Here is a 16,159-nt window from a genome sequence, read left to right as displayed (position 1 = left end):
TGATTCATACTTCGTAAGCATGATCTCAAAAGAATTGTGAAGCAATTCTTGCTTCGTAAGCATATGCCTCAAATGAATGATCACCCAAATGCCCAGCTTCAGGCCATTGTGATGATTCATACTTCGTAAGCATCAGCTTAAAGAATTGTGAAGCAATTCTTGCTTCGAAAGCGCTACTAACGCCTAAGCACGATTTCCTGGTGAATGACTTGTACGAAAGCGATCATCTGCTGAATCAAACTAAAGAATAATAAGCATAAGAAAGCCATAAACGCCATGGCCACAATGGTTAGAATAATGGTTCCGATTGTCTTCGACGGTGAATATTGCTGTACTGTCATATTGCCGACAAACAGGAGATAGGCACACCAGAGCACAGACAAACTATTGAAAAATTGATAGAAAGATACTTCTTCCAGCGAAATGAGGTTACTCAGCCCAATCCATGGCAGTTGAATGACCAGGAGAGGTACCAAGGCAAAGCAAGTCGAGGTAAAGATATCGACGAATTTGCCTTCCCCGTCCATTAAGGTTGTTAACGACCAATTCGCTACACACCAGAACAGGACAGGCACCACGACATATAACGTCTCCATCAGACTGTTAATACTGTCGGGATATACAATGTTGACAATAAATCCGCTGTACTGGGTCTTCATAATCTTCATGACGATCAGCAGGAACAAGATGATCAGGGAGATGACCAGATTCATCTTCCGACTGCGTTCATATTTCAATTCCCAGAAGCCATTAAAGGGATGCAGAATCAAATATAACGGATATTTGTACAGCTCACTGTTCCATGAAGTCAACCTTCTTCCCCCCTTTCCGTTTCCGGTACTTGCTGATCCCGAACCAACAAACAATAAATAGAAGAACGCCTGTCATGATCCCGGGGAAATACTCGCGGAGAACTTCTTTGCGGTAAAGCAGGAAGGCCTTGGAATAATCCTTCTGATCCATACTCTCCTTGAAATATTTCATGGCTTCGTGATAATCGCCTTGACGCAGCAGCGCCTTACCTATCCCTGCATACGCAAATTCCAGATTGGTGTTCATGCTGATTGTCTGCTGATACAAGCTATAGGCTTTATCTTCATCACCATTGTAATAAGCTTTGACAGCTTCATTAAGCGTGCGGCCGTATTCGGTTGTCTGGAAAACGGTAATCTCACCAAGTGCTTTATCAAGCACGAGGAATTCATCGCCAAGTCGCTCAATAGCCACCGGCGTATTGAATTGCCCCATTTGATTACCCATTCCGCCGAACACATACAGCAAATGGCCATCTCCGTCGTAAGTAAAAATTCTGCCCCGTTTGCCGTCCAGAATGGAGAAAATCTCGCTGTCACCTACGTCAATATCGATTAATCGGGATGGTCCATCAGCAGTCCTATAGCGAATGTCACCTTCAGGGGCAAAGTATCCGTTTCTCCGTAAGATATCATTGCCCTGGGCATTCAGTTTTTTGACATTACCACTGTCCTGACCGTTCGTTGCATAAATAAAGCCTTCCTTGTCGATGTCCAGATTCGTAAATTCGGTTGGCGTAAACATGACCATCTGGCTTTTCTGTGCTTTGGTCGACAACATCTTCCATAAATAATCCGTCGGATTAAAGAAGACCTTGTTCGCTCCAACGAACGAAGTAAACGTGCCGTCCGGACTAAATTCCATAAATCCGTCGTACACGCCAGTGGACATGACATAAATCCGCTGCGCCTTATCAACAACCACCCGGACCGGTTGAAAATCAAATTTCTCGTTCAGCATATCTGACTTTGGAGCTTCAATAACTTTTATCAGATTATTGCTCTGATCAAGCTGGACAATCCGTTTATTGCCGGTGTCTGCTACTACAAGCTGCTTATTGCCGGTAACGAACAATCCTTGAGGATTATTAAAGGTCTCTTCTTTGCCGCCATGAACAAACGAACTGATCGTCTGTACCTGCTGGAATTTATTATCCAGCACCACAACTCGGTTATTGCCTGAATCTAGCACATAGATTTGTTGATCCTCTGTCACATGGAAATCACTCGGATCTTTGAAAGCTCCTGCCCCTATGCTTTCACCATTCCACAACACATTAGCCTGATAGGCTGCTGGAGCAACGGTTGTTAGCCCCCAATAAGAATAGTTATAGGATTCTGCGCCATCCGCCGCTTGAACCATTGTTCCTCCTGCGCCTATACCCACTAAGCAGCATAGGGCAATGAGGAGGTATATCTTTTTCTGTACCCACATCATTCTTTGGCTCCCTTCTACTCTTTCATCCCGGAAGTGGCCATCGTCTGGATGACACTGCTCTGGGATATGATGAAGAGCGTGATTGGAACGACCATCAGGATGAGCGCAACGGCAGCCCCAACACCAGCCCTGGCAATTCCTCCGAGCGATATTTGCCCCAATGCGTAATGAAGCGTCTTAAGATTTTCACTGTAGATAAAGTTGCCCCCATCAGAGCCCCAGAGCATAGGGAATTGCAATATCATAAGGGTCAGCCATGCAGGCTTTACATTGGGCATCACAATCTGCCAATAGATCCGATACTCGCTTGCGCCATCAATCTTGGCAGCTTCCACTAACGCATCCGGGATCTGTTCCATGAACTGCTTCATTAAGAATAGCCCCAGTGGGAAAGCAAGCGATGGAACAATAATCGATAAATGTGTGTTAATCCAGCCCAGCCAAGACATCATCATATAGTTTGGGATGGCTGTAACCGTGCCAGAGAACATCAGTGACAAGACTACGGTCGAGAAAATGATCTGGGAGCCTGGGAACTTATGCTTGGCAAGCGGATAAGCTGCTGCTGATGCAAGAAGAATATGCCCAAAGGTTCCCACAAGCGTAATAACCAGCGTATTAGCGATATAGCGGGACAATGGAACCCAGGAATTACCCATTAGAGCAAATAAGTCAAAGAAATTATCCAGCGTCGGATTGTTTACCATTACCCTAGGCGGGAAGATAAACAACTCATCCAGCGGTTTGAAGGCATTGTTCACTGCGTAGACTAGCGGAATGGCCATAAACAGGCCGAACACGGCAAGAAGCAGGAAGAGTAAAAAACTGACGGTAAGGGACCGGTTAAGTTTTTTCTGAATACGGAAAACCGCCGTCCAACTGTTCAACGTCACTCACCGACCTTTCTAAGCAATTTCTGGGTCAGCTTATTGGCACCCACCATAATCAGGAATAGAACGGTTGCAATGGCTGAGGCATAACCCATCTCAAAGCGGATTGTGCCATAATCCATCAGATGCGTGACAATTGTGTGCGCCGCGTAGTTAACACTTGGGAAGCCCGCCAGTGCGATGGAAACATCCGCAACGGCGAACGAAGCTGTAATTTGAAGGACTGCGCCGAATAACAGCTGCGGCCTCATCGATGGCAACGTAATGAACCACAGCTCCTGCCAACGGTTCCGGATTCCGTCAACTGCGCCTGCTTCTATAAGTGTTCGATCAATCGTCTGAAGCCCTGCGATAAACGCAAGGAAGCTGGTACCAAGGCTCAGCCACAACTGAACGATAATAACGATGGTCAGAATATAATTCTCGTTCGTAAGCCATTGGATCGGCTCCAGAATAAAGCCGAATTTGATCAGGAAACCATTCAAGTAACCGTAACGGTCTCCCGAAAATACGATCAGCCATATGAAATACACATTCCCTGCAATTGATGGCGCATAAAAAATCAAAGTCATAATCGCCCGGATTTTCGGAGACAGCTCATTAATAATCCAGGCAAACAGGAAGCAGGCGAGATAGCTGATTGGTCCTGTAATGACAGCGAACATGAACGTATTCCGCAAGGCAATCATAAAGACATCATCATTCAGAAACAGCCTGGAATAATTGTCCCATCCTACGAACCTTGGGAATTCGAGCATATTGAAATAGAAAAAACTGAGACAGATCGAGAATATAACCGGAATAATGGTAAACAGGGTGAAAATAATCATGTAAGGGCTCATCAGGATATAATAGTGCTTGTTTTTCTTGATCTCTTGGAACGTTTGCGCCAATCTTGATACCTTGACTGGCTGCTTAATGAGATCAGGCACAGGCACGATTACGGTTTGACTCGTTTCAGGCATCGGAATTCACCCCCAAGCTAGTTCGGTAATTTAAATTCTTTTCGCTTAATTGCGATTTCATCATTGATATACAAGAGATAATCCGATAAGGCTTCACGAGGATTCTCACTGCCGTTGACTACTTTCCGGAAGGCATTATCCAGATGGCGTCCGGTGAAATAGCCGCCCGGAACCTGAGGAATTCCTTCCACCCATTGCCACTGGCTTTGGAGGTTCTGATAATCCTTGACTGGCCATGGTAATTCTTCGAGTGCTTCAATATTAGCGGTCGGATAACGAGCGGCTTCTCCGAGCAGTCCTTCCATCTCGCGGCCATATGCAATTTGTGTCTCCTTGCTGGTCCACCATTTCATGAACTCCCATGACGCATCCTTATCCTTGGCATTCTCCAGCATCATCACAGCGGTTGTATGGCTGGCCACTTCATGATTTACCGTGCCGTCAGGCATTTCCGTCCCCGGCACCATCGTAAAGTCCCATAGCCCCTTAATCTCAGGCGCCATTACCGTCAAGTTGTTGTAAGTCGTATAATCCGCAATCCCAATCGGCATCTCGCCGGTACGGAACCGGTTCGGGAAATCCGCAATCAGCGGAAACTTATAGTTGGTATAGAACTGCGTCCATTTCTTGAAAACTTCCATGGAAATGTCCGAATCGAGTGCGCTTTTCTTGTCGTCATCGGTATAGAACTTTCCGTTATTCTGATAGAGCATCATCGAGAAAGTTGTGTTCGGTATCAGATTCGCATTATTCTTTACGTCGTCGATTGGAAGCCAGAATTCCATATTATGCTTCTGCAGCACGGAAATCATATTGTATACTTCCTGCCAAGTTTGAGGTGGTGTTAATCCAAGCTCTGCCAGCACGTCTTTCCGGTAGAAGAGCATCGGGAAAGTCTGCTGCTCCGGCAAGGCGTATACGCCATTGCTGTATTTATAAGGAACCAAAGCGCTGTCGTTGAACCTGGAGGCAACTTCCTTGAAGTCAGGGAATACGGACAAATCCGCTGAAGCTTTCCTCATCGCATAGTTGACCGGCACATCTTCCCCAATCTGCATGGCAACATCAGGTCCCTCATCAGCCAGCGTCGCAGGAAGCAGAATATTAGCCGGAACAAGCCTTAGCTTCACGGATATTTTCGACTCCGGCGTGAAGCTCTCATCGATCAGGCTCTTTAATACTTGCGCCTGATCCCGGCCGGTCGTAATCCATACGGTGATTGACTTGTCGCTTTTCTTTGTATTGCCGATGCTGTCGTAGTCCTCCGTGTAAGAAGCAACCAGTCCTCCAAGCTCATGCTTAACCTTTTGGAAAAAGGTTGCACTTGCCCGCGGAAGCTCTGCTTCAGGGGAAGATACGATTAAATAGTCCAGCGTAAGCGGCTGTACTCTAACGTTCAATATCCAAGTACCAAGTCCGCCGACATTAATCTTGAAAGCGGTCAGCCGTTTAGCAACCGTTTCAGGCTTTGCAGCCATCTCTTCAAGCTGAGTCACCATCGTATGGAGAACCGCTACTTTATCACTTTGCTCGCCTGTTGTTTGTTCGAGATAATCGGCAACACTTTTTATCGTAGCTGCCTGTGTTTTGAAAATTTCCGTCATCTCCGGAATCCGCTTCTCTAACTGGTAATCACGGTACGGATCAGGCGAATTGGAGGTAATGATCAGAATCTTTCTGTATATCTCATTAAGCTGCAGGACGCTTGATTCAATCGTCTGTAGCAGCGGAGCGATCTCGCCCAGGGATACGGACAAACGAAGCACGTGCTTACCCTTGGTCAAATGGAACAAATAGGGCTCATCTCCACCCATGACGTCCATTTTCCAGTCCATATCGAAATTAAACGGAATCTGCTTCATTTCTTTAAACGGATATTCGCCATCAATCATCAGACTGCGTGTGCTGTATACACCACGTAGCTGATCCTGCTTTCTTTTTAACGCAATCTGATATAATCCATCCTGTTGTACATCCACTTCCCACTCCATCCACTGTCCCGGCAGCTTCCAGTTCACACCGCCTATTGCGTTAATCCGAATCTTGGACACATCATACGGAATAACAGCAGGGCTTGACTTGTCAGACAATGGATATAGCGTAGGAGACGATTTGAGCATCGCGTCCTCCGCTTGAATCATCATAGATTGATTCTTGGCAGGCTTTAAGCCTTCCGCTTCATAATCCTTCTTCAAGTCCTCATAGGACTTGATGGTCTGATCCTGATAAAGCTCGATATAGTCGATGGCCATCGGCTCACGGGAAGCAGTCAACGTAAGCTTCTGTGTCCCCTTGTCGAAGTGGAATAAATAGGGCTCTGCATAATAACCTTCACTGTCCATCAATGGCTTGAGCTGCCAAGCTGGCTTCTCAATCTGCCTTGGACGAAGATCATTTCCCCGGTCATCTCTTTGAATTCCGGAATCACGGTTGCCCCAAAGCCGGTCAAATAACAGATCTTCAGCCCCTGCAAACGGCTGCTCATCATTAATCGTGAGCTTGCGTTCAATGGCTGAGCTTTTCCCCTCAATTGGATAATAGTGAATCCGAAGATTATAGAGTCCGGCTTGCTCAATAGGAACGTTCCAGCTGATCGAGCCGGCATCTGGCGTAATGACTGCTTTTCCGTCCAATCCTTCCGGATGATCGTCCACTTCAAACCCTTCTCCATCGCTCTCAGCGAAACTTTCGCCTTCTATACGAATGACTTGAGAAGGTCTGTCATCAGCAGAATAACTTTTCAAATACTCGTTATAGCCGCCTTTATCATCCGCATCTGTAATCGCCTGAAATCCGCCCATCGCCTGAGCGCGTCCGTTATGCAGCTGACCCGAAGGGTAGAAAGCCCAAATGGACAAAAAAAATACGAGTAGAACCAGTATGGCAATTCCGTAGCGATTTCTTCTTTTGTTACTCAACTCTTCTCCCCTCCTGCGGCAAGAGATTTCCTTTAGCAACAGTCCCCATTGCCATATTCGAAATGGGGACTGTCGGCATTAACTTCAATTGTTACTTTTTGTAAACCTCGTCAATCGCGGCTTGAGCTGGTGCTTTATACGTGTCGATGACAGTAGATACCGAGTTGCCAGAGGTCAGCTCGCCAATCATTTCGTAGTAAGGGAATTTAGGGAATGTGCCGCTGTCCAGCACCAGCATGCCTGCGCCTGCATCACGGGCGTTTTGGATATCGTTCTCATCCGTGAAGTTGCTCTCGAGCGTTGCTTGATCCGCATAGTCGTAAATCGAATCGATATCATTGATTTTTTCCCAGATGTATACCAGCTGATCAGGATTTTCTACACTCTTCGGAATGGTCAGAGCTTGGAATGCCCCTTCAGAGGAATGGTATGCCGTAGCACTTGGACCTTTAGGGAATGGCACAAAGCCGATATCGTAGTCCTTCATATCCGTTTTCAAGCCGCCAATTTCATACATAGCACCCGCATACATAAGCGTATTGCCTTGACGGAAGAATTGACCTGGCTCTGTCCAGTCACCGCCTTCTGTTGGACGGGCAACCTTCTCTGTTGCCAGCTTGGAGAGGAAGTTAAATACCTCAACGGTTTTTGGATCGTCAAGATTTTGCTTATCTCCATTGGTTAGGCTCGTTTCATTGGAGACAAGAGCTGGATCCATAAACCCGCCTGACGCAAGTCCCCATGTATCCAGCTTTCCGTCATTATTCGTATCTTTGTTCGCATCTTTAGCTACTTGAGTGAATGTATCCCAGTTCCAGTTGTCCTCTTTCACATAATCTTGAGGAGACTTAATACCAAGCTTGTTAAGGAGAGTACGGTTATAGAAAATGCCGGTAATTAAGTTACCTTGACCTTCAGTGAAAGCGTAACCGCGGCCATTGTAGGACATAAACTCGGTAGCCTTTGGATTAAATACTTTTGTGTTTTTCGTATATTCATCAACCGGCCATAGCAGGTCTTGCTGTACGAGGGTCGGGATGCTGTAGTTTTTACCCAATCTCACTATATCGCCAAGGGGTTCGCCTGCAAGCAGGGATGCGACAACTTTTTGCTGATATTCGCCGTAGTCAATCGCAACGTATTCCATCTTGAAGTTATGCTTCTTCTCAAGCTCCTCCAGGTTCTTCTTGCGCTGGATATTATCTGGATTGTCTTCCCCAATCGTCATATCCCACCAGGATACAACCTTGATTGTTCTGCCGCCCATGTCGAAGTCCATTTCGGGCGAAGAAGGATCCTCTTCGGCGTTCCCGGCATTATTCGACGCTGCGGCGTTATTAGAGGCGGCTGCATTATTACTTGCTGTCGCATCTGCATTGTTGCTATTCTTGTTCACGTTCCCATTGCCGTTGTTGCTGCCACCACTGCTGCATGCCGTTAAAGAAGCAGCTAACATCAAAGTCGAAAGCATCATAACCGTCTTTCTTACTCCCACATTGGTCCCCCCTAAATTGGTTTACAGGGAAAAGTGTAGCGCTTACATTTCTGACCAACAACCTGCCTGTAAATAGGTCAATGACCTGTCAATTTATAGGTTTTGAGGAATAACGCGGATTGTCAGCCAGCTATTAAGCCAAGAAGTAAACAAATGGATGATGGATAAAGAAATGCACATTGTCACCTGTCCACCGGATGAACAATAATAAAAACCATAATCCGTCAGAGACGATTCCTTAGAAAGGGAGGTTCAGCCTATGTATAAGGCGTTGCTAGTTCAACCTGACCGTTATTCCAGAGAAGAACATATGTTTCATTGGGAGCAGCATGGCTTCATGCTTCAAGCCGATGCGTATTCTCTCTCTGACACTCTAGACATACTCCGTACACAGTCAGTTGACCTTGTTCTAATAGATCTTAAACACTCGCAGTCCAGCGGCATGCTGCTCTGTGAACGGATCCGTGAGTATAGCCGAGTACCTATTATTCTTCTTGGAGGCAGTCATGATTTCCAGCTGCTGCGGAAAGCGATGGCCTTTCAGGTAAGCGATTACATTGCGGATCCCGTACAGCCAGAGGATCTGGCTGCCAGCCTGCGTAAGGTTAAGAAAGAGCTCGACGCTCAATCTGTTCACTCCCATAGGATAACCTTAAGTTATGAGAAGAAAAAAAATTTGAATCCGTCCATCATTGACCTTGTCAAGCAATATGTACAGGAGCAATTGCATCAAAACATTACTTTAAAAAAAATCTCAAGCTTGCTACATTTTAACTGTGCCTATCTTGGCCAGAAGTTCAAAGACCAGGAGAATATGTCGTTTAATGAGTATCTTCTTCAGCAGCGAATGGAGAAGGCAAAAATTCTGCTTGAAAGAACAGACATGCGAATCTATGAGATTGCAAATGAAGTCGGTTATACGGAAATTGACTGGTTCTATAAGAAGTTCAAGGAATACACCGGCGCGAGCGCTAATGAGTACCGCAAGCAAAGCACGGTTATTGCATAGTTCGGAATATCATTTTAGAAAGCGCTTGCAGTCACAAAAAATAAACCGGCTAAAGCTTTGGACTTATCCATAAGTCCCGAACTTTAGCCGGTTTTCTTTGTTGCGATCGTTACTCAGTTCTGCTTTACTTCCCACCCAGCTTCAGCAGTCCAAAGCCGGAAGTGTTCGTGTAAGATAGACCGGAACGGTCATTCCATATCGCCACACTGTCACGGTCCCCGTCGCCGTCTTCATCGTTGTTTACCTGAACATCAAAGCCAATGATATCCCCGGCTGCCGGAGGTGTTCCGTTCCATTTAATTGAAGCTTCTACGATATAACCGTTCGTCGTTTGTTTCACTACAGATACAAGATTTCCACCAAGCACCACCGGATTTACGCTTTGCTGATTATCAAAGTTGATCCGATATTGGCCGTCATCTGCTTGATAGCTGGCAGTCGCCGCTTTGTTCTGGTCAACAAATATTTCTAGTGAATCCTGCTCCCACACATTAGGACTTTGCTTGGATAGCAGCGAATCCGTTACTTCTGCCAGTACGTATAAACGTCCTGCATCCCACAGCGTTCTAACCTTAGCTTTTGCTCCATTGGTTCCTTGTACCCAGCGGTCTGTTGTTATAATATTTGCCTTGCTCCATAGGGAATCCATATTCCCGTCAATAACTGGCGTGCCCATCACAGCCTCTGAATATTGCGGTCCTTGAATCAAGGTTAATACGCCATATTTGGATGTATCCGTATCTTGTGAACCCGTTCTATCGTTCCATGAAGTCTTCTTTACTGTACTGCCGGCCTTGTCTAAAATACGAACATCAAATCCAAGCTTATCGTTCAGTGATAAGCCAGCTACCGGAATTGCCGCTTCAATCCGATATCCATCTGCAAGCTTAACCACTTTATACGCAGCAGGCTTACCCGGATTTGCTCCACTAAGGCGGAAGGTATATTTCTTGTCATCCGCTTCGTATGCTGTTGTCTTGCCGTTATTGCCATCGATGAATACTTCAACAGCATCATTTCCGTTCGTGCTTGCATCTGATACATCTACTGTAATATAGAGATGGTCTGTATCCCATAACGTCTTAAACTTCGCGACAGCTGCCCCTTCGTTTTGTATGGATACGGCAGAGGCTTTGCTCCAAGCATCCTCAAGCTTACCATCAATGTCAGCACCAGCATTCGCTGCTGTTGTAGTCTGTATATCCACCGGCAGCTTGCTCGGATCTGCCAATGCCCAATAGGCATATTTCGCTTGAAGCCGCTCATCAAACAACAGCGGCCAGTTGTTGCGGTCGACCGGGAAGGTTCGCAGCCAAGTATTCAGATCATCTTTGCCCCAGAAGATAACAGCCGTTAACTGGTCTGCATGCTTCCTGAACACATCGAATATTTCCTTATAACGTTTCGCCTGCTTAATCTGCAGGTCAAGCGGGAATGTCTCATAGGCATCATTGTCATTCGTGTACACGCTCATATCAAGCTCAGTAATCTGCTGTTCAATGTTCAGATCAGTAAAAGCCTGAATCATATCATCAAGCTCTTGAACCTGTGGATTTTCAATGCCAATATGTGTCTGATGACCAACGCCGTCAACCGGAATGCCTTTAGCTTTCAGCCTTTTAATCAAGTCATGCAGATCCTGCCGCTTGTCCGGTATATTCGTATTGTAATCATTGATAAAGAGCTTCGCATCCGGGTCTGCTTCATGCGCATATTCGAATGCCTTCTCTATAAACTCTTCGCCTGCAATCTTGTACCATAAGCTGTTGCGAAGACCTCCCGGCTGATTATCACCTGGCTCAAGCACCTCATTAACAACATCCCAAGCGTAGATTTTGCCCTTGTACCGTCCAACAACAGTCTCGATATGACGCTTCATTCTTGCAAACAGGAGTTCTTTGCTTGCAAGGTTACCATTCTCATCGTAGAACACCCAGTTTGGGGTTTGAGAATGCCAGATCAGCGTATGACCACGCATAGCAATACCATTCTCAACGGCAAAATCAACGATTTTATCCGAACGTGTAAAGTTGAACTGACCTTCCTGCGGCTCCGTAGCATCCCATTTAAGCTCATTGCCAGCCGTTAAGCTGTTGAAATGCTTCTTAATCAGCTGTGCATCGGGTCCGCTCTGATCTTCAATCTCATTAACGAGAATAGCTGTCCCCAGCTTGAAATCATCGGCGAATACGTCCTTCAGGGAAGGAATATTCTGCTCAATGACAATCGGCTCCGGATCCGGAAGCCTCTCAATGGAGAAATCATCGACATAGAAGTCCAATGTAGGGTTTGCTGATGCTTCAAAATAAACAGAGAGACTTTCAACCGGCTGCTTCAATAGATATTGACCGCTAAGCTTTACCCAGCCGTCCGCGGTTGCATTCCCAGCATTGACCCCTTCATAGTTAGTTGTGCCATCGGTTGTACGCTGTACAGTCATCGATACCGATGAGGCTGTTGACCCTGCCGGAAGCTTGACCCATGCGGTAAGCACATAGGTTTTTCCTTCCGCCATAATAGAGGTTACATTCAGCTGTGGGCCATTCCAGCTTTGCGATCTCCCTGATACCTGCAGTCCGTATGCACCTGAGTGGGCCGCAAGCTCCGAAGCAGTCAACACTTCATTTCCCCCGCGTCCAGTCCATCCTTGGATCGTGCCATCCTCAAAGTCCGTTGCCATTCGCTCTGTTCCCGCTTCCGCCCCTGCCTGTTTCGGCAGTACGCTTAGCGACAAAGACACGAGCATTACAACAGCGGCCAAAACGCCTGATAGTGAGCGCTTCCAACCAAGTTTCTTCATTAACATAAATACACCTCACCTTTCCTTTATCTTGTATATTCCATAAAAACGCCCCTCGCGGGGCAGATCATGGCATCATTTCCTGCGGATAAAGGATAATTCGGCCTTCCTCCATCTCCACCCGCACCTTATTGCTGTCCTTGAAACCATCTGCGTCCAAATAGCCGGCCGGAATTTGAAGTCGTCCGGCTTTGTCCAGCACGGCGTACTCAATGTGGCTCTCCTGCTGACCAGACATCGCATCCTCGGCATCAAGCCTTGCCAGCTCATCGGCATAGGATTCTCTGCGGATCATTTCAGCAGAGGTTTTACCATCCCTGATTTGGACAACCCGGTCTACCTTACGGGCGAGCAGCGGATCATGTGTGACGATCACAATCGTTATCCCCATCGTTTGATTCAGGGTACGGAACAGATCCAGTACCTGATCGGAGGTCTTCGTATCCAGTGAACCTGTTGGTTCATCTGCAAGAAGAAGCCTAGGCTCGTTTGCCAATGCGATGGCGATAGCGACCCGCTGCTGCTCGCCGCCAGACAGCTCACTGAGCTTATTTTTAAAACGATGGCCAAGACCTACTGCCTCAAGCAGTTCGATGGCACGCGCTTTGCGCCTTCTGCCCTTCAGGAGAACAGGAAGCTCCACATTCTCTAGTGCGGTCAGGTAAGGAATCAGATTGCGGGCATTATTCTGCCATACGAAACCAACCGTTTCACGCTTATAGTTCACAAGCTCCTTCTCACCGAACGAAAGCAAATCCTTACCATCAACAAACAGCTTGCCTGCAGACGGCTTATCTAATCCGCCCAGCATATTCAGCAGCGTGGATTTCCCGCTGCCTGAATTGCCGATAATCGCCATTAACTCTCCATCGTTCACCTGCATATCCAGCCCTTGAAGAGCAACAACCTCGAGATCGGCCGTTTTGTAGATTTTCACAAGCTCCTCGCATCTGATCATGCTTTACTCCTCCCCCAGCTTTAAGGCTTGAGCAATTCTGGTCCTAGACAACCGATAACCAAGAATTAGCAGACCAATGGTGAGTGTCAGGCCAATAATGGTGTACAGCTGCACGTAATCGCTCAGCTTATATACAATCTCGAATGGCGGAACCTGCTCTGACGTTGCAAATGACATTTCGAATAGGGGTACGAAAAGTTCACTCGTCATGTTGCCGATCAGCACACCGATAATAACCGCTGCGCCGGAGGTAAGCAGCTGCTCACTGAGCAGCATACCGATAATTTGTGGGAACGGAATCCCCATCGCCCGAAGAACACCATACTGCAGTGTTCTGCCTGACAAGGCCAGAACCCAGAATAAAAGAAATCCAAAGAAGCTGATCAGCATGGATATTACAAATCCCAGTGTCATGACGCCATTAATCGCCATGCGGAACGGATCGTTCCTGGACGTAATCAGCTCCTGCTTCGCATCTTGAAGTCCGGTCACATTGATTTTGGCTGTGGTCAGCTGATCATAAATGGATTGGCTGGAAATACCCTCCTTCAGCTTTAGCCATACCTCATATGGCTCAACAGCGAGCCTGTTCTGAATGGTGCTCAGATTCCCAATGATTAGATTGGGCTTGGAGGCCTTCTCCTCTCCATCCGCAGCAACCGGCAGTGGATTCCAGCCCGGCCAATAATCGATAATGCCGTAAACGGTAAATATGGCCTCATCTAATCCATCCCAATAAATACGAATCGGATCTCCAGGTTTAACCTTGGCTGCATCTGCCAGCGACCGCGAGATTAATACGGCCTTCGGATTAGTTGCTATCAGATTCAAATAACTGTTGATCGGATGATCCAGCAGACCATCTTTCATCCATGCGGTTTGACCAAATGCCATGGTGTCGACGCCTACCAGAGTAGTTGCTCCGGATGTATTTTTGCTGCCTGCACTAAATCTTGCCCCATCCTTCCGGAATACCTTAGCTGATGCTTCTATGCCCTCCAGATTTTGGAATGGTTGAAACGGCGGCTCGGTATATTGCACCCGTTTGTCACCAGTTCCTTGCGCCGCTTGTGTCTGAGGTTCTCCCCCCTGCAGGCTTGGCGGAGGTGCATCGCTTTCCCAGCGGGTGGTCAAGGTTATGTCTGCACCGATGTTATATTGGATTTTACTTTCCATATTATCGTTAATCGTCCGGGCTGCATTGGCACTAAACAAGCCGGTAGACACCGTCAGCACCAGAAACACTTTAATCGTTAGATACTGCCTTGATGAACGACTGATTTGTATAAGCGTGTTGTATAGTGCTGGCGGCCACCACCTGCGTCCCGCCCAATAAACTAGCAGGATAAACCATGGATAAATCCGAAGTACCAATAGTCCGGCCCCTAACGCGAAGAGAGCAGGCATTAGAAACAGCAGCGGATCCACCTGCAGGGCATCTGAATCCAGCGCCAGACGCTTCAAATCCTCCTGCCGGTTATTGAAATTATAGAGTAGATATAATGCCAGACCGACAAGCACAATATCGATGCCCGTCTTATGCCAGAAGGACATCTTGGTAAGCCTTGCCGCCTGCTGTTTGTGACTTACTATCGATACCCTGGTCGCCAAAAAAGCTGGTATCAAGATAAGTACAATGGCTCCAACTACTGCTGTAACAGCGACTTTGTATGCACTGCTGTTAAGACTGACCTCCAGTGCCGAGCGCTGAACAAATTCAAGGAATCCGTTGGATGCCCCGAGCACTTTGGTAAAGGTAACCCCAATAAACGGACCAGCCGCAAGTGCGCTTGCACCAAGCAGCAGGCTTTCCAAGGTATACGCAGTCATGATCTGAAGCCGGCTGGCTCCGCGGCTTCGCAGTACGGATATTTCCGTTTTCTGCCTCTCAATGACGAGATTAGCCGCCATAAACAAATAGAATGCCAGCATGAGCATAACCGGGGAATACAGCGACAGCATCATGACATCAAGCTTTTCTTTCTTGCCTTGATAGGAAGCAATGGTTTCATTCGCAGGAATATTAACCTCTGCTGAACCAAGTCGTCCGCGGAAGTAGCTTCGGATCGCCCGGTTGGCTTCATTAAATTCCTCGATCTTATCAATACTCATCTGCTTATAGTCCATTGCATAACGCCATTCCAAGTCGGATACCCTTACTTTGCCGTCCTTTGTAATGAATTCGCGCTCAAATTGCTGGAAGGGGATAATAAAACCGTCTGGTTCATCTGTCACCAAAAAAGGTAGGTACGGATCTGCTAACGGGTCCGTATCAATAACCCCAACAGGGATGACTCGAAACAATTGCTTATCCGCCGATTCTGCCAGAAGCTCCTCTCCCAGATCGCGTTTGGTAGAGTTAAGAAACTTTTGCGTTACGAGCGCTTCAAACAGGCCATCCGAACGGTCAACCGGCATCCGGCCGTCAATGAGACGAACCCGCTTTTCCATATCAGACAGTGACTTGAAGCCGCCTGTCGTCTTCTGTGTTTTGATTTCCTGCTCCGATGCATCCGCTCCATATACCTTCATTTTCTGGGTGAAGCGCTGTTGATAAAAAGATAGAGCGTCCAGCCCCATGCGCTCGGGAATCGATTGTATAAACCGGTCCGCACGTCCAATCGCCTCTACTGTTTTCTGATCCATCTTGGAAGCGGAGACCGATGTGCTGACCCGCACATAACCCGGATACTCGGAGTTCTTGCTTTGAACCATTTGAAGTTCCTTCTGCAAAGTTCTCTGCAGGATGGCGTCCGAATAAAGCGGCATTGAGCTGAACAGTGCTACACATACAGTGAGTCCAAACCATAAATTCAACTGCAGCCATTTGTTATTTGCCATCTTGCGGAGAATCATTGTCCATAATGCCATGCA

10 protein-coding genes are annotated in these 16,159 nt (G+C 47.0%); 1 reads left to right on the top strand and 9 read right to left on the bottom strand.

The features are described from left to right. Positions 1-176: 176 nt before the first annotated feature. The 6 genes from AC0YNT_RS27440 to AC0YNT_RS27415 form a co-directional block, all read right to left on the bottom strand. Complete coding sequence (locus AC0YNT_RS27440) at positions 177-812, bottom strand: YIP1 family protein (RefSeq protein WP_475807471.1); 636 nt, start codon at positions 810-812, stop codon at positions 177-179. Then, complete coding sequence (locus AC0YNT_RS27435; RefSeq protein ID WP_475807470.1) at positions 793-2,175, bottom strand: hypothetical protein; 1,383 nt, start codon at positions 2,173-2,175, stop codon at positions 793-795. The genes AC0YNT_RS27440 and AC0YNT_RS27435 overlap by 20 nt, the downstream gene beginning before the upstream one ends. Before the next feature lie 89 nt (positions 2,176-2,264). Beyond that, positions 2,265-3,143 carry a carbohydrate ABC transporter permease gene (locus tag AC0YNT_RS27430; RefSeq protein ID WP_475807469.1) on the bottom strand — a complete coding sequence of 293 codons (879 nt, stop codon included), beginning with the start codon at positions 3,141-3,143 and terminating at the stop codon, positions 2,265-2,267. Continuing rightward, positions 3,140-4,105, bottom strand: coding sequence for a carbohydrate ABC transporter permease (locus tag AC0YNT_RS27425; protein WP_475807468.1), 966 nt, complete (start codon positions 4,103-4,105; stop codon positions 3,140-3,142). Before AC0YNT_RS27425 ends, AC0YNT_RS27430 begins: the two co-directional genes overlap by 4 nt. 17 nt (positions 4,106-4,122) lie before the next feature. After that, positions 4,123-7,023: an extracellular solute-binding protein gene (locus tag AC0YNT_RS27420; RefSeq protein WP_475807467.1), complete on the bottom strand. Its 2,901-nt coding sequence runs from the start codon at positions 7,021-7,023 to the stop codon at positions 4,123-4,125. 91 nt (positions 7,024-7,114) lie between these two features. Continuing rightward, positions 7,115-8,518 carry an ABC transporter substrate-binding protein gene (locus AC0YNT_RS27415; protein ID WP_475807466.1) on the bottom strand — a complete coding sequence of 468 codons (1,404 nt, stop codon included), beginning with the start codon at positions 8,516-8,518 and terminating at the stop codon, positions 7,115-7,117. 259 nt (positions 8,519-8,777) lie between these two features. Here AC0YNT_RS27415 and AC0YNT_RS27410 point away from each other — a divergent pair, with 259 nt between their 5' ends. After that, positions 8,778-9,527 carry a response regulator transcription factor gene (locus tag AC0YNT_RS27410; RefSeq protein ID WP_475807465.1) on the top strand — a complete coding sequence of 250 codons (750 nt, stop codon included), beginning with the start codon at positions 8,778-8,780 and terminating at the stop codon, positions 9,525-9,527. 124 nt (positions 9,528-9,651) lie between these two features. On the opposite strand, the gene AC0YNT_RS27405 is transcribed toward AC0YNT_RS27410, so the two are convergent. From AC0YNT_RS27405 to AC0YNT_RS27395, 3 genes are all read right to left on the bottom strand, one after another. Next, positions 9,652-12,333 (bottom strand): endo-1,4-beta-xylanase, encoded by a 2,682-nt coding sequence (locus AC0YNT_RS27405; RefSeq protein ID WP_475807464.1) that lies wholly within the window; start codon positions 12,331-12,333, stop codon positions 9,652-9,654. Between the two features lie 61 nt (positions 12,334-12,394). Further along, positions 12,395-13,285 carry an ABC transporter ATP-binding protein gene (locus AC0YNT_RS27400; protein WP_475807463.1) on the bottom strand — a complete coding sequence of 297 codons (891 nt, stop codon included), beginning with the start codon at positions 13,283-13,285 and terminating at the stop codon, positions 12,395-12,397. Positions 13,286-13,288: 3 nt separating this feature from the next. Beyond that, positions 13,289-16,156 (bottom strand): ABC transporter permease, encoded by a 2,868-nt coding sequence (locus AC0YNT_RS27395; protein ID WP_475807462.1) that lies wholly within the window; start codon positions 16,154-16,156, stop codon positions 13,289-13,291. Positions 16,157-16,159 lie beyond the last annotated feature (3 nt).

It is taken from the genome of Paenibacillus sp. J22R56, from assembly GCF_056269375.1.
The sequence above is the reverse complement of the archived record's forward strand: the minus strand, read 5'-3'. Positions and strand labels throughout refer to the sequence as shown.

Coding starts and splice junctions, on each gene's coding strand:
- AC0YNT_RS27435 (WP_475807470.1), bottom strand. CDS start 2,175: ATGGTTCAAGCGGCGGATGGCGCAGAATCCTATAACTATTCTTATTGG.
- AC0YNT_RS27425 (WP_475807468.1), bottom strand. CDS start 4,105: ATGCCTGAAACGAGTCAAACCGTAATCGTGCCTGTGCCTGATCTCATT.
- AC0YNT_RS27410 (WP_475807465.1), top strand. CDS start 8,778: ATGTATAAGGCGTTGCTAGTTCAACCTGACCGTTATTCCAGAGAAGAA.
- AC0YNT_RS27405 (WP_475807464.1), bottom strand. CDS start 12,333: ATGTTAATGAAGAAACTTGGTTGGAAGCGCTCACTATCAGGCGTTTTG.
- AC0YNT_RS27400 (WP_475807463.1), bottom strand. CDS start 13,285: ATGATCAGATGCGAGGAGCTTGTGAAAATCTACAAAACGGCCGATCTC.
- AC0YNT_RS27395 (WP_475807462.1), bottom strand. CDS start 16,156: ATGGCATTATGGACAATGATTCTCCGCAAGATGGCAAATAACAAATGG.